This window comes from Enterobacter sp. 186315 (assembly GCF_053290175.1).
Genome location: NZ_JBPTTK010000005.1, coordinates 193,736 through 207,273, shown reverse-complemented (window position 1 = coordinate 207,273; position 13,538 = coordinate 193,736). Strand labels below are relative to the sequence as shown.

Here is a 13,538-nt window from a genome sequence, read left to right as displayed (position 1 = left end):
GCGGCGGTTTTTTCCGCATTACTTGAGAGTTCATGATGTCCACCACACTGTTTAAAGATTTCATCTTCGAAGCCGCCCACCATCTGCCGCACGTCCCTGCCGGACACAAATGCGGTCGTCTGCACGGACACTCTTTTATGGTGCGCCTTGAAATCACAGGTGAAGTCGATCCGCATACCGGTTGGATTATGGACTTTGCCGAGCTGAAAGCCGCCTTTAAGCCAACCTACGATAGCCTCGATCATTACTATCTGAACGAGATCCCGGGTCTTGAGAACCCGACCAGCGAAGTGCTGGCAAAATGGATTTGGGATCGGATGAAGCCCCTGGTTCCGCTGCTGAGCGCGGTGATGATTAAAGAGACCTGCACGGCAGGCTGCGTGTATCGCGGAGAATAAAAAAAGCCCGGTTTAACCGGGCTTTTTTCTAGGCAATATTCAGATACTTGTGCGTCTGCATCGACAGGCGCCAGTTACGGGCGATACAGGTTTCAATGCACAGACGCGTCGCGTCCTCTTTCTGACTGATAGGCTGCAAGGCAATAACCCGCTGCTTTTCGTCAGTCAGCGTCGCCAGCAGTTCATCCAGCGCTTCGATATCACGCACGCGACCTACCGGATGTTTAATCTCATCAGCCCGTTCCAGCGCCTGCGACAGCACATCGTAGCCGCCGCGCATATTCACTTTCGGGGAAACCGTCACCCAGGTGGTGTGGGTGCAGCGCACTTCGTGCGTGCCGCTGGTTTCAATCTGACAGCTGTAGCCGTTCTTTTCGAGGAGATCGGTCAGCGAGGTTAAATCGTGGATGCAGGGTTCACCGCCGGTGATCACCACGTGGCGCGCCGTCCAGCCCTGACGACCGATAATCGCCAGCAGGTCTTCGGCACTGCCCGCGCCCCATTTATCGCTCTCTTTGGTTTTCGCCAGAATGCTAAACAGCGACACTTCCCGATCTGCGAGTTTATCCCACGTATGTTTGGTATCACACCAGGCACAGCCAACCGGGCATCCCTGTAAACGAATAAAAATAGCGGGAACGCCGGTAAAGTAACCCTCGCCTTGCAGGGTCTGGAACATCTCGTTAATCGGGTACTGCATAGTCATCTCAGTTAGGGGGAGTAAGGGGTAAGTATCGCAGATTTAGGACTGGGCGTCATGTCTGGTGCCCGCGTCGCACCTCTCGGGTAACTGAAGGCGTTTTAACCGGAAATAGATTGCGATTCTTTTTGGTAATCCCTTATGAAAACGGCCAGCAAATTCGACAATGAAGAAAAGCAGACTAAAACCAAATAAAGCAATTAACGCTGCTTCCAGATCGTGAACAGCTAAATAAGAAACAAAACCTACGGCATAGATAAGTAAAAAAAGGTAAACAAAAATCAAACGGCGATATTGGGAAAGATAAGTCTTATGAAGACTCCAGCCATGTATTCTAGCCTTCTTTAATATGAATGATGCTTTGTATTCATTTAATCCTAAAGACCTCATCTTTTCTATTAATGCTTTATCGTTCATTTTGGCACCCCCCTGATTTTTTACAATTACCATTGATACCTTATTTACCCACGAGCTTGATCTGCACTTTTACGCTCCAGATAAGATTAATAAGGAAGGGACTAAAAAATACTGAAACCACAGCTATAATCACAAAACAAAGTATAAATTCCAGGAAAAACTGCACTCCCCCCATTGTTGCAGGGAAAAGCATGGATACGAGTAATGCGCTTGCCCAGGCGTAGTATTTCCACACGTAGATAAAAAATGCTCTGCTTACGCTAATCTTCTTTCTTTGCGATAGCTTTAATAAATACCGTATGTTTTTCTCTTTCATCCCAGACTGAGCAAGGATCTTTTCGACGTCGTTATCCATAACATCACCTTCAATAATTCATAGTCACTGAATCGGCTTCAGTACATTAGAAACTACTCATTTATCTCAGACCAATTCGTTTCCGGTTGAGATACAATTTTATAGATGTTGAAACTGCTGGAAGCATTACCTGCGATTTCGGTACTGATGCCTGCCGCGCCCATACCTTGCCATCCTCTGATAAAATCTTCTCGGATATGATAGAAAAGCTTTCTGGCCTCTTCACGCCGCGTCAAAATTCCCATTGAGCCTAACGACAATCCTATGTCAACCGCCGAGAAAGCGATATCTCCAGCGGTATCATCACTGCCAAGTATTCTCGCTATATAGCGATAAGCATCACGAACAGGGGTGTCTTTTGGTTCTTCATGTGTAAAAAGATAATAGATATTCTCATAAAAATTCTCAGCCCCCTGAACCATAAGGGGTATACCTAATTTTGCACAAGCAGAACGAATGTCTTTAAAGCAAGTCCCAAAACCACCTACAATCTGAAAAGCACCCCCTGCGAAGCCCACACCTTTTAACGATAGCGTTGCTAATGAGCTTGCATCCCTTTCCCTCTTAGCAATTGCAAATAGCTTTACACTACTCATTTGCAATTGATTAAGCTCATTATTCAGCTCAGAGTAATGATCATGTAACTTTCCCATGGCGTGGGAAAAATCTGCCCTGCCATATCGATACTCATCAAGGTATCCTTCAACTATTTCACGGTGCGTAGCAAAGAAATTTACTCTCACATCCGGATCGTTAATATATTGAAAACCTATATCAAACACAAGACGGTCAATTTCCTCTTTTTCCCGTTCCAGGCTCATCAATCCATAACCACTCATAATAATTTCCCTTTAAATATCCATAGAACGAATTTTAAATAATGTAATAACTGAGATTGTAAATAATACGTTTACCCGGGAGCGAATATCTAATTCATCAATCCTTTAACTAGATAGCTCGCATAAAAGATATCGTCTTAAAATGCCTTCACGTTACGCTGTCAATAATAGTAACGGCATGATACAGATCATGACTCAACACAAAATTTTGTCCTGAAAAAAACACTCTCTTTTGGGTAGGCATAAAAAAACCCGCCGAAGCGGGTTTTTATATTTAAGATTAAGAGCAGGATTATGCCTGGCCTTTGATCTCTTTACGACCGTTGTATGGTGCTTTTTCGCCCAGCGCTTCTTCGATACGAATCAGCTGGTTGTATTTAGCAACACGGTCAGAACGGCTCATAGAACCGGTTTTGATCTGGCCAGCAGCGGTACCAACAGCCAGGTCAGCGATGGTAGCGTCTTCAGTTTCGCCAGAACGGTGAGAGATAACAGCGGTGTAGCCAGCGTCTTTCGCCATTTTGATCGCAGCCAGAGTTTCGGTCAGAGAACCGATCTGGTTGAATTTGATCAGGATGGAGTTAACGATGCCTTTCTCGATGCCTTCTTTCAGGATCTTGGTGTTGGTTACGAACAGATCGTCACCAACCAGCTGGATTTTGTCGCCCAGTACTTTGGTCTGGTATGCGAAACCATCCCAGTCAGACTCGTCCAGACCGTCTTCGATAGAAACGATTGGGTACTGTTTGGTCAGGTCTTCCAGGAAGTGAGTGAACTCTTCGGAGGTGAATGCTTTGTTGCCTTCGCCAGCCAGAACGTATTTACCGTCTTTGTAGAATTCAGATGCTGCACAGTCCATCGCCAGGGTGATGTCTTTGCCCAGCTCGTAGCCAGCCGCTTTAACCGCTTCTGCGATTACAGCCAGTGCTTCTGCGTTAGAACCCAGGTTTGGCGCATAGCCACCTTCGTCACCAACAGCAGTGTTCATACCTTTAGCTTTCAGAACTTTAGCCAGGTTGTGGAACACTTCAGAACCCATACGTACCGCTTCTTTCAGGGATTTCGCGCCAACTGGCTGAATCATGAATTCCTGAATATCAACGTTGTTATCTGCGTGCTCACCACCGTTGATGATGTTCATCATTGGTACTGGCATGGAGTATTTGCCTGGGGTGCCGTTCAGTTCAGCGATGTGTTCGAACAGTGGCTGACCTTTTGCAGCAGCTGCCGCTTTGGCGTTTGCCAGAGACACAGCCAGGATTGCGTTAGCACCGAAGTTAGATTTGTTTTCAGTACCGTCCAGATCGATCATGATCTTGTCGATGCCAGCCTGGTCTTTGGCGTCTTTGCCAAGGATTGCCTGAGCAATAGGACCGTTTACAGCGCCAACAGCTTTCAGTACGCCTTTGCCCATGAAACGGGATTTGTCGCCATCGCGCAGTTCCAGCGCTTCGCGGGAACCAGTAGAAGCACCTGATGGAGCAGCTGCCATACCGACGAAACCACCTTCCAGATGAACTTCAGCTTCAACGGTCGGGTTACCACGGGAGTCGATGATTTCACGACCGATGACTTTAACGATTTTGGACATTAGATTTTCCTCAGTACAAGTTAAACTAAAACTCCAGACAAACAACGCGTACCCGAGGTACGCGTTGCCGTTCTAACTTTTTTTACTTCGCCTGACGCTTCTGGTAGTCGTTAGCGGCTTTCACAAAGCCAGCAAACAACGGATGTCCATCACGCGGTGTTGAAGTAAATTCCGGGTGGAATTGGCAGGCAACGAACCACGGATGGTTTGGCACCTCAATGATCTCGACTAACTGATCATCCCCGGAGCGACCCGCAACACGCAGGCCAGCAGCTTCAATTTGTTTCAACAACATGTTGTTGACTTCGTAGCGATGACGATGGCGCTCGGTGATGGTTGGCTCACCGTACATCTGACGAACCAGGCTACCATCAGAGAGCTGGCAAGCCTGAGCGCCAAGACGCATCGTACCACCCAGATCGCTTTTCTCAGTACGGACTTCAACGTTGCCGTCTTCGTCACGCCATTCAGTAATCAGCGCGACTACAGGGTACTTACAGTCTGGCACAAATTCCGTCGAGTTGGCGTTTTCCATGCCAGCGACATTACGTGCAAACTCAATCAACGCTACCTGCATACCCAGGCAGATGCCGAGGTAAGGAATATTGTTTTCACGTGCGTAACGTGCGGTTGCGATTTTGCCTTCAACGCCGCGGTAGCCGAAGCCGCCAGGGATCAGGATCGCATCCAGATCTTTCAGAATTTCAACGCCGCGCGTTTCAACATCCTGAGAGTCGATAAGCTTGATGTTCACGGAAACGCGGTTTTTCAGACCACCGTGTTTCAGCGCTTCGATCACTGACTTATAGGCGTCCGGCAGTTCAATGTACTTGCCGACCATCCCGATAGTCACTTCGCCGCCCGGATTGGCTTCTTCGTAAATCACCTGTTCCCATTCTGACAGGTTAGCTTCCGGACAGTTCAAGCTGAATCGTTTACAAATATAATCGTCCAGACCCTGTGATTTCAACAGGCCCGGGATTTTATAAATGGAATCGACGTCTTTCATTGAAATAACGGCTTTTTCAGGCACGTTACAGAACAATGCAATTTTCGCACGTTCGTTCGCCGGAATCGCGCGATCGGAACGGCACACCAGGATATCTGGCTGAATACCAATAGAAAGCAGCTCTTTAACGGAGTGCTGAGTCGGTTTGGTTTTCACTTCACCTGCGGCTGCCATGTAAGGCACCAGGGTCAGGTGCATGAACAGCGCGTGTTCACGACCGATATCAACCGCCAGCTGGCGAATGGCTTCGAGGAACGGCAGGGATTCGATATCACCCACGGTACCGCCGATTTCAACCAGCACTACGTCGTGCCCTTCGCCACCGGCAAGGACGCGCTCTTTGATCGCGTTAGTGATATGCGGGATAACCTGAACGGTTGCGCCCAGATAGTCACCACGGCGCTCTTTACGCAGAACGTCGGAGTAAATACGTCCGGTCGTGAAGTTATTACGACGGGTCATTTTGGTGCGGATGAAACGCTCGTAGTGGCCAAGATCCAGATCGGTTTCAGCGCCGTCTTCAGTAACGAACACTTCCCCGTGTTGGGTTGGACTCATGGTACCCGGATCGACGTTGATGTACGGATCCAGTTTCATCATGGTCACATTGAGGCCACGGGCTTCAAGAATGGCTGCGAGGGAGGCTGCGGCAATGCCTTTACCCAGAGAGGATACGACCCCGCCGGTCACAAAAATATAGTTCGTTGTCATGCTGAACCTGAGAAGTTAGGGTGAAACGATGGAATAACCAAGACGGGAAAGTAGTATACCCGAACACGGCGAGCGCCACAAACTTTCATTCTCCGTCTCCATTCCAGGCCATGACAAACATAAGGAGTGAGAAAATAGCCCCTTTTGGGTAAATGTTTTTGACGCAAATCAAGCGCTTGTCATTTAAAAAATCACACAAATTGCGCTTGATCGCAAAAATCCGTTAGAGATCAGATTCCTGGCGTTTTACTTCCTGCCAGACGTCTTCCATCACATCGAGGTCCACGCCGGTCATTTCCAGGCCCCGAGAGGCAACGATTCGCTCGACTTCGCGAAAACGACGCTCAAACTTAAGGTTGGCTTTTTGCAGCGCGGTTTCCGCTTTGACACCCAGATGGCGCGAGAGATTGACGGTGGCGAACAGCAGGTCACCCATCTCCTCTTCAAGCTTCGCTTCGTCCACAACGGCCTGCTGCGCTTCGTGCATCACTTCATCAATCTCTTCATGCACTTTTTCCAGCACCGGGCCGAGGGAGGTCCAGTCGAACCCCACCGCCGAGCAGCGTTTCTGGATTTTATGCGCACGCATCAGCGCGGGCAGGTTCAGCGGAATATCATCCAGCGCGGAGTGCTGGGATTTCTCCGCCCGTTCGGCGCTTTTAATCTGTTCCCAGCGTACGAGCACCTCGTCGCTGTTGCCCGCCGTTGCGTCACCGAAGATATGCGGATGGCGGCGTTCCAGCTTTTCACTTACGGTCGCGCAGATATCGTCGAAGTTAAAGCGCCCCTCTTCCTGCGCCATCTGCGCGTAGAACACCACCTGGAACAGCAGGTCGCCCAGTTCGCCGCGCAGATCGTCAAAATCTTCGCGTGAGATGGCATCCAGCACCTCATAGGCTTCTTCAAGGGTGTAGGGTGCGATGGTGGCGAAAGTCTGCTCTTTATCCCACGGGCAGCCGTTTTCCGGGTCGCGAAGGCGTTTCATGATGCCGAGCAGGCGGTCGATTTGAGTCATGTCGTTTTCCTGAAAATAAAGAAGCCGGGCGGCGGCGTCGCCTTACCCGGCCTACAGAAGAGTGTGTTTAACCGCCGTGCAAACGACGCGCGTCAATCACGTCCGGCACCTGGTTCAGCTTAGCCAGCACGCGGCCAAGCACCTGGAGGTTATAGATTTCGATGGTCATATCGATGGTGGCAAGCTGCTCGCGGGTATCGCTACGGCTGGCAACGCCCAGCACGTTGACCTTCTCGTTTGCGAGGATCGTGGTGATATCACGCAGTAAGCCGCTGCGATCGTTGGCGGTGACGCGCACCACCAGCGAATAGCCTGCCGAGTAGCTCTCGCCCCACACCGCGTCGACGATACGCTCCGGCGCGTGGGACTGAAGCTCGGCAAGCTGGTCGCAGTCCGCGCGGTGGATGGAGATCCCGCGCCCCTGGGTGATAAAGCCGACGATATCGTCGCCCGGGATTGGCTGGCAGCAGCGGGCGATGTGATGCATGAGATTCCCCACGCCCTCCACCACCACGCGTCCATTGTCCCTGTCCTTGCCGCGCTGCTGCGGCGCATAGGTTTTCTGCTGAAGCTGCTTGAGCGCAGCCGCGTCCTGCTCTGCCGCACTCGGCTTGTTGAACTGCGCCTGGAGGAAGTTCACCATCTGATTCAGACGGATATCGCCGCCGCCAATCGCCGCCAGCAGTTCGTCCAGCTCGTTAAAGTTGTAGCGCGTCAGCAGGTGCTTTTCCGCCTCTTTCAGGCTGATACCGACGTGTTCCAGCTCATCGTCCAGGATCTGACGCCCGGCCAGAATGTTTTTGTCCCGATCCTGTTTACGGAACCAGGCATGAATTTTGGAGCGTCCACGGCTGGTCGTGACGTACCCCAGATTCGGGTTCAGCCAGTCGCGGCTCGGGTTTGGCTGTTTTTGGGTGATGATTTCAATCTGATCGCCCATTTGCAGCTGGTAGGTGAACGGCACAATGCGCCCGCCAATCTTCGCCCCGATGCAGCGGTGACCGACATCGCTGTGGATGTGATAGGCAAAGTCGAGCGGCGTGGAGCCTGCCGGCAGGTCGACAACGTCCCCTTTCGGAGTAAAGACGTAGACCCGATCGTCAAAGACCTGGCTGCGCACTTCGTCGAGCAGTTCCCCGGAATCGGCCATCTCTTCCTGCCACGCAATCAGCTTGCGCAGCCAGGCGATACGGTCTTCGTGTCCGGAACGGGTGCCGCCGGAGGTACCCTCTTTGTATTTCCAGTGCGCGGCGACGCCCAGCTCGGCGTCTTCATGCATCTGTTTGGTACGGATCTGGATCTCGACCGTTTTCCCGCCGGGGCCAAGCACCACGGTATGAATCGACTGGTAGCCGTTCGGTTTTGGGTTCGCCACGTAGTCATCGAACTCATCCGGCAGATGACGGAAGTGAGTATGCACTATCCCCAGCGCGGCGTAGCAGTCCTGCAAACGCTCGGCCACGATACGCACCGCGCGCACGTCAAACAGCTCGTCAAAGGCGAGGTGCTTTTTCTGCATTTTGCGCCAGATGCTGTAGATATGTTTCGGGCGGCCATAGACCTCCGCCTTCACGCCCTCTTCTTTTATGGAGGCGCGCAGCCCGCCAACGAACTCGTCGATATAGTGTTCGCGATCGATACGACGTTCGTGCAGCAGCCTGGCGATGCGTTTGTATTCCGCCGGATGCAGGTAGCGGAAGCAGTAGTCTTCCAGCTCCCATTTAAGCTGACCGATACCTAAACGGTTCGCCAGCGGCGCATAGATGTTGGTGCACTCTTTCGCGGCCAGAACGCGTTCGTCTTCCGGCGCGTCTTTGACCTCGCGCAGGTGCGCGACCCGCTCCGCCAGCTTAATCACCACGCAGCGGAAATCGTCCACCATCGCCAGCAGCATTCGGCGAACGTTATCAACCTGTTCAGAGGAAACGGAATCGGTATGGGTTGCCTTGAGCTGGCGAATGGCCGCCATATCGCGCACGCCGTGGATAAGGGCAACAACCGGTTTGCCGACGCTTTCACGCAGAACATCTTCTGAAACGACCTCGGCATCCGCCAGCGGGAACAGCAGCGCGGCCTGAAGCGTTTCGATATCCATACTCAGCATGGAGAGGATTTCGACCATTTCGATCCCGCGCCACAGCAGCAGCTCTGCGTCAGGATGCCCCTGCGTGGTGCGAAGACAATAAGCCCAGGTTTCGGTTAAGCGTTCACACGACTGCTGGCTGGAAATCCCCAGACTTGCTATCCATTTTTGTGGGTCAAACTCACCAGCTTTATTAAGATGTGCACTTCTTACCGCAACCATCGTCCTCTCCTTTAGGGACCCGCCTGTCGAAGTCGACAAGCAAAATTTTAGATGTGCTCGAACAACACCATTGATTCCAGATGCCCAGTGTGCGGGAACATGTCCAGCATTGCCAGACGCTGAATTTGGTAACCCCCCTGGGTTAACGCCTCGCTGTCCCGGGCAAGCGTGGCCGGATTACAGGACACATACACCACGCGTTTTGGGGCAAGTTTTATAATATGCTGCATCACGCCTGGCGCACCTGCCCGCGCCGGGTCGAGTAAAATCTTATCGAAACCCTGCTTCGCCCAGGGCTGCTGCGTGACATCATCCTCAAGGTTTTGATGAAAGAATGTCACATTTTGCAAGCCATTTTGCCGGGCGTTCTCCTGGCCTTTGGCCACCAGCGCCTCAACGCCTTCAACCCCGACAACGCTCGACGCCTTCAGGGCCAACGGCAGGGTAAAGTTGCCCATACCGCAGAACAGATCGAGTACCCGGTCGGTCGGCTGAACGTCCAGCCACGCCAGCGCGGTCTCAATCATCTGCTGATTAACGCCGTCGTTCACCTGAATGAAATCACGCGGGCTGAACGTTAAGCGTAGCCCGTTTGAGCCATACCAGGGCGCCTCTCCGCTAACCTGCTCAAGTATCTCGCTTTGTGGTGCAAGAAAAAGCGCAAGCTCGTGAGAATGCGAAAAGCGTTCCAGTTTTTCGCGATCTTTATTCGACAGCGGTGCGGTGTGGCGCAGCACCATCAGCGGCCCGTTGTTCGCCAGCACCAGCTCTACGTGCCCGAGGTGGCGAACGCCATCCAGCCCGGAGAGGCAGTTGCGCACGTCAGGGAGCAGCGCCTCAAGACGGGGCACCATAATGGGGCACTGGGTGATATTGACGATATCGCTGGAGCCGGCCTTGCGAAACCCCATCTCCAGCCGTTCCGTTTTGGGCTGATAGCTCAGGCTCAGGCGCGCGCGGCGGCGGTAGCCCCAGGGCGTATCGGCAATCACCGCGTTGACGTCATGCTTAATCAACCGCGCCAGCGCGCGGCTTTTGCTTTTTTGCTGTAGCGCCTCGCTGGCGTGCTGCTGCTGACACCCGCCGCAGACGCCAAAGTGCGGGCAGCGCGGCGCAACGCGTTCAGGGCTATCATTAAGACGACGCTTAACCTGGCCCCGCGCATACTGGCGTTTCTCTTCCGTCAGGGTAATTTCCGCGCGTTCTTCGGGCAGCAAGCCTGTGATAAACAGAGCCTTACCATTGTGACGCGCAACCCCCTGACCAAAGGGATCGAGGTCAGTGGCTTCAACAGTTATGATCTGACGCGTCGTCACGCGTCGCTTTGCAGAGTAGAATTGCGCCATCGCCGAGATTGTTCTCAAATAAACATAATTTTCTTAATTGTCCCATAACGGAACTCCATGACCAACTACAGCCTGCGTGCGCGCATGATGATTTTGATCCTCGCCCCTACCGTTCTCATCGGTTTGCTGCTGAGTATCTTCTTTGTAGTGCACCGCTATAACGATTTGCAGAGGCAGCTGGAAGACGCCGGGGCCAGCATTATTGAGCCGCTGGCGGTCTCCAGCGAATACGGTATGAACCTGCAAAACCGTGAGTCTATTGGTCAGCTCATCAGCGTGCTCCACCGGCGGCACTCCGATATCGTCCGGGCGATATCGGTCTATGACGAACACAACCGTCTGTTCGTCACCTCGAATTTTCATCTCGATCCGGCGGCGCTGAAGCTTCCGGACGGTGTGGCGTTCCCGCGCCATCTCACCGTGCTGCGGCGCGGGGATATCATGATCCTGCGCACCCCAATCATATCGGAAAGCTATTCACCGGATGAATCCGCCGTATCGGACGCCAAGTCCTCCAGCAATATGCTGGGATATGTGGCGCTGGAGCTGGATCTCAAGTCCGTGCGGCTCCAGCAGTACAAAGAAATTTTCATCTCGGGCGTGATGATGCTGTTCTGTATCGGCATCGCGCTGATCTTCGGCTGGCGGTTAATGCGCGACGTCACCGGCCCCATCCGCAACATGGTGAACACGGTTGACCGCATCCGTCGCGGTCAGCTCGACAGCCGCGTGGAAGGTTTTATGCTGGGCGAGCTGGACATGCTGAAAAACGGCATCAACTCGATGGCGATGTCGCTGGCGGCCTATCACGAAGAGATGCAGCACAACGTCGACCAGGCCACGTCCGACCTGCGCGAAACGCTGGAGCAGATGGAAATCCAGAACGTCGAGCTGGATCTGGCGAAGAAGCGCGCCCAGGAGGCGGCGCGCATTAAGTCCGAGTTCCTCGCCAATATGTCCCACGAGCTGCGTACCCCGCTGAACGGGGTGATCGGCTTTACCCGCCTGACGCTGAAAAGCGAACTGAACCCTACCCAGCGCGACCACCTTCACACCATTGAACGCTCGGCAAATAACCTGCTGGCTATCATCAACGACGTGCTGGACTTCTCCAAGCTGGAAGCGGGCAAACTGATCCTGGAGAGCATTCCGTTCCCGCTGCGCGGCACGCTGGATGAGGTGGTAACGCTGCTTGCCCACTCCTCGCACGACAAAGGGCTGGAGCTGACGCTTAACATTAAAAATGACGTGCCGGATAACGTGATCGGCGATCCGCTGCGACTACAGCAGGTGATCACCAATCTGGTGGGGAACGCCATTAAGTTCACCGAGAGCGGCAATATCGACATTCTGGTGGAGAAACGCGCCATCAGTAACAACAAGGTGCAGATTGAGGTTCAGATCCGCGATACCGGGATTGGTATTCCTGAGCGCGACCAGTCCCGGCTGTTCCAGGCCTTCCGCCAGGCGGACGCCAGCATCTCGCGCCGCCACGGCGGCACGGGGCTTGGGCTGGTGATCACCCAGAAGCTGGTCAAAGAGATGGGCGGGGATATCTCCTTCCACAGCCAGCCAAACCGGGGGTCAACCTTCTGGTTCCACATTAATCTCGACCTGAATCCTAACGTGATCACCGACGGCCCGATGACGGATTGCCTGCGCGGCATGCGTCTGGCCTACGTCGAGCCAAACGCCGCCGCGGCGCAAAGTACGCTGGATGTGTTGAGCACCACCCCGCTGGAGATTATCTTCAGCCCGACCTTCTCCGCGCTGCCTGAAGATCACTACGATATTCTGCTGATGGGGATCCCGGTCACTTTTACCGGCGAGCTGACCATGCAGCAGGATCGACTGGCGAAGGCCGCGTCGATGACCGATTACCTGCTGCTGGCGCTGCCGTGCCACGCGCAGCTTAACGCCGAGGAGCTTAAAAACGACGGAGCCGCCGCCTGTCTGCTGAAGCCGCTCACCGCCACCCGCCTTCTGCCTGCGCTGACGGAGTATTGCCGTCTGAGCCACCAGGCCCTGCCGCTCATCAACGATGAGCAAAAGCTCCCGATGAGCGTCATGGCGGTGGACGACAACCCGGCGAACCTGAAGCTGATTGGCGTGCTGCTTGAGGATCAGGTTCAGCACGTAGAGCTGTGTACCAGCGGCGCGCAGGCGGTGGATCAGGCGAAGCAGATGCAGTTCGATCTGATCCTGATGGATATTCAGATGCCGGGCATGGACGGGATCCGCGCCTGCGAGCTGATCCGCCAGCTTCCGCATCAGCAGCAGACCCCGGTGATCGCCGTGACGGCGCACGCGATGGCCGGTCAGAAAGAGAAGCTGCTCAGCGCCGGGATGAACGATTATCTGGCTAAACCGATCGATGAAGAAAAGCTCCACAGCCTGCTGCTGCGCTATAAGCCGGGCAATATCGGCGGGACCTATATCGCACCGGCTGAAACGGCTGAGGTTGTGGTGAATCAGAACGTGACCTTCGACTGGCAGCTGGCGCTGCGTCAGGCGGCGGGAAAACCGGATTTAGCCCGGGAAATGCTGCAAATGCTGGTCGCGTTCCTGCCAGAGATCCGCAACAAGGTGGAAGAACAGCTGGTGGGCGAAGAACCTGAAGGGCTGCTGGAGGCTATCCACAAGCTGCACGGAAGCTGCGGTTACAGCGGCGTGCCGCGACTGAAAAACCTGTGTCAGCTGCTTGAACAGCAGCTGCGCGCCGGAACCCCGGAATCGGAGCTTGAGCCGGAGTTTCTGGAGCTACTTGATGAGATGGACAACGTGACGCGGGAAGCGACCCGGCTTCTGGGGAACTGAGTTAAAGCCCGGTGGCGGCTTCGCCTTACCGGGCC

General features: G+C 53.7%; 11 protein-coding genes. 2 read left to right on the top strand and 9 right to left on the bottom strand.

What is annotated here, in order from left to right; genetic code table 11:
• The first annotated feature begins 32 nt into the window (after nucleotides 1-32).
• On the top strand, nucleotides 33-398 hold the full coding sequence (gene queD / locus ACSVHP_RS08305) for a 6-carboxytetrahydropterin synthase QueD (protein ID WP_234676190.1): 366 nt from the start codon (nucleotides 33-35) through the stop codon (nucleotides 396-398).
• A 28-nt stretch (nucleotides 399-426) separates the two neighbouring features.
• Here queD and queE read toward each other — a convergent pair whose 3' ends face one another.
• The 9 genes from queE to rlmD all read right to left on the bottom strand — a co-directional run bounded on the left by queE (nucleotide 427) and on the right by rlmD (nucleotide 10,686).
• Nucleotides 427-1,098, bottom strand: a complete 672-nt coding sequence (queE, locus tag ACSVHP_RS08300) for a 7-carboxy-7-deazaguanine synthase QueE (protein ID WP_234676188.1) — start codon at nucleotides 1,096-1,098, stop codon at nucleotides 427-429.
• 42 nt (nucleotides 1,099-1,140) lie between these two features.
• On the bottom strand, nucleotides 1,141-1,515 hold the full coding sequence (locus tag ACSVHP_RS08295; RefSeq protein ID WP_447551611.1) for a hypothetical protein: 375 nt from the start codon (nucleotides 1,513-1,515) through the stop codon (nucleotides 1,141-1,143).
• A gap of 40 nt (nucleotides 1,516-1,555) precedes the next feature.
• Nucleotides 1,556-1,870, bottom strand: coding sequence for a hypothetical protein (locus tag ACSVHP_RS08290; RefSeq protein ID WP_447551610.1), 315 nt, complete (start codon nucleotides 1,868-1,870; stop codon nucleotides 1,556-1,558).
• A 53-nt stretch (nucleotides 1,871-1,923) separates the two neighbouring features.
• The gene (locus ACSVHP_RS08285) at nucleotides 1,924-2,709 is read right to left on the bottom strand and encodes a DUF4225 domain-containing protein (protein ID WP_447551609.1); all 786 of its coding nucleotides are present in this window, start codon (nucleotides 2,707-2,709) and stop codon (nucleotides 1,924-1,926) included.
• A 292-nt stretch (nucleotides 2,710-3,001) separates the two neighbouring features.
• Nucleotides 3,002-4,300, bottom strand: a complete 1,299-nt coding sequence (gene eno / locus ACSVHP_RS08280) for a phosphopyruvate hydratase (protein WP_234671115.1) — start codon at nucleotides 4,298-4,300, stop codon at nucleotides 3,002-3,004.
• Nucleotides 4,301-4,382: 82 nt separating this feature from the next.
• Nucleotides 4,383-6,020 carry a glutamine hydrolyzing CTP synthase gene (gene pyrG / locus ACSVHP_RS08275; protein ID WP_234671113.1) on the bottom strand — a complete coding sequence of 546 codons (1,638 nt, stop codon included), beginning with the start codon at nucleotides 6,018-6,020 and terminating at the stop codon, nucleotides 4,383-4,385.
• Between the two features lie 223 nt (nucleotides 6,021-6,243).
• Nucleotides 6,244-7,035 carry a nucleoside triphosphate pyrophosphohydrolase gene (gene mazG / locus ACSVHP_RS08270; protein ID WP_447551608.1) on the bottom strand — a complete coding sequence of 264 codons (792 nt, stop codon included), beginning with the start codon at nucleotides 7,033-7,035 and terminating at the stop codon, nucleotides 6,244-6,246.
• 67 nt (nucleotides 7,036-7,102) lie between these two features.
• Entirely contained in the window at nucleotides 7,103-9,340 is a 2,238-nt protein-coding gene (gene relA / locus ACSVHP_RS08265; protein WP_417312910.1) for a GTP diphosphokinase, read from the bottom strand.
• Between the two features lie 47 nt (nucleotides 9,341-9,387).
• The gene (gene rlmD / locus ACSVHP_RS08260) at nucleotides 9,388-10,686 is read right to left on the bottom strand and encodes a 23S rRNA (uracil(1939)-C(5))-methyltransferase RlmD (protein ID WP_417312908.1); all 1,299 of its coding nucleotides are present in this window, start codon (nucleotides 10,684-10,686) and stop codon (nucleotides 9,388-9,390) included.
• Nucleotides 10,687-10,743: 57 nt separating this feature from the next.
• Between rlmD and barA the strand changes: the two genes are divergently transcribed.
• Entirely contained in the window at nucleotides 10,744-13,503 is a 2,760-nt protein-coding gene (barA, locus tag ACSVHP_RS08255) for a two-component sensor histidine kinase BarA (protein ID WP_447551607.1), read from the top strand.
• Nucleotides 13,504-13,538 lie beyond the last annotated feature (35 nt).

Coding starts and splice junctions, on each gene's coding strand:
- queD (WP_234676190.1), top strand. CDS start 33: ATGATGTCCACCACACTGTTTAAAGATTTCATCTTCGAAGCCGCCCAC.
- queE (WP_234676188.1), bottom strand. CDS start 1,098: ATGCAGTACCCGATTAACGAGATGTTCCAGACCCTGCAAGGCGAGGGT.
- ACSVHP_RS08295 (WP_447551611.1), bottom strand. CDS start 1,515: ATGAACGATAAAGCATTAATAGAAAAGATGAGGTCTTTAGGATTAAAT.
- ACSVHP_RS08290 (WP_447551610.1), bottom strand. CDS start 1,870: ATGGATAACGACGTCGAAAAGATCCTTGCTCAGTCTGGGATGAAAGAG.
- ACSVHP_RS08285 (WP_447551609.1), bottom strand. CDS start 2,709: ATGAGTGGTTATGGATTGATGAGCCTGGAACGGGAAAAAGAGGAAATT.
- eno (WP_234671115.1), bottom strand. CDS start 4,300: ATGTCCAAAATCGTTAAAGTCATCGGTCGTGAAATCATCGACTCCCGT.
- pyrG (WP_234671113.1), bottom strand. CDS start 6,020: ATGACAACGAACTATATTTTTGTGACCGGCGGGGTCGTATCCTCTCTG.
- mazG (WP_447551608.1), bottom strand. CDS start 7,035: ATGACTCAAATCGACCGCCTGCTCGGCATCATGAAACGCCTTCGCGAC.
- relA (WP_417312910.1), bottom strand. CDS start 9,340: ATGGTTGCGGTAAGAAGTGCACATCTTAATAAAGCTGGTGAGTTTGAC.
- rlmD (WP_417312908.1), bottom strand. CDS start 10,686: ATGGCGCAATTCTACTCTGCAAAGCGACGCGTGACGACGCGTCAGATC.
- barA (WP_447551607.1), top strand. CDS start 10,744: ATGACCAACTACAGCCTGCGTGCGCGCATGATGATTTTGATCCTCGCC.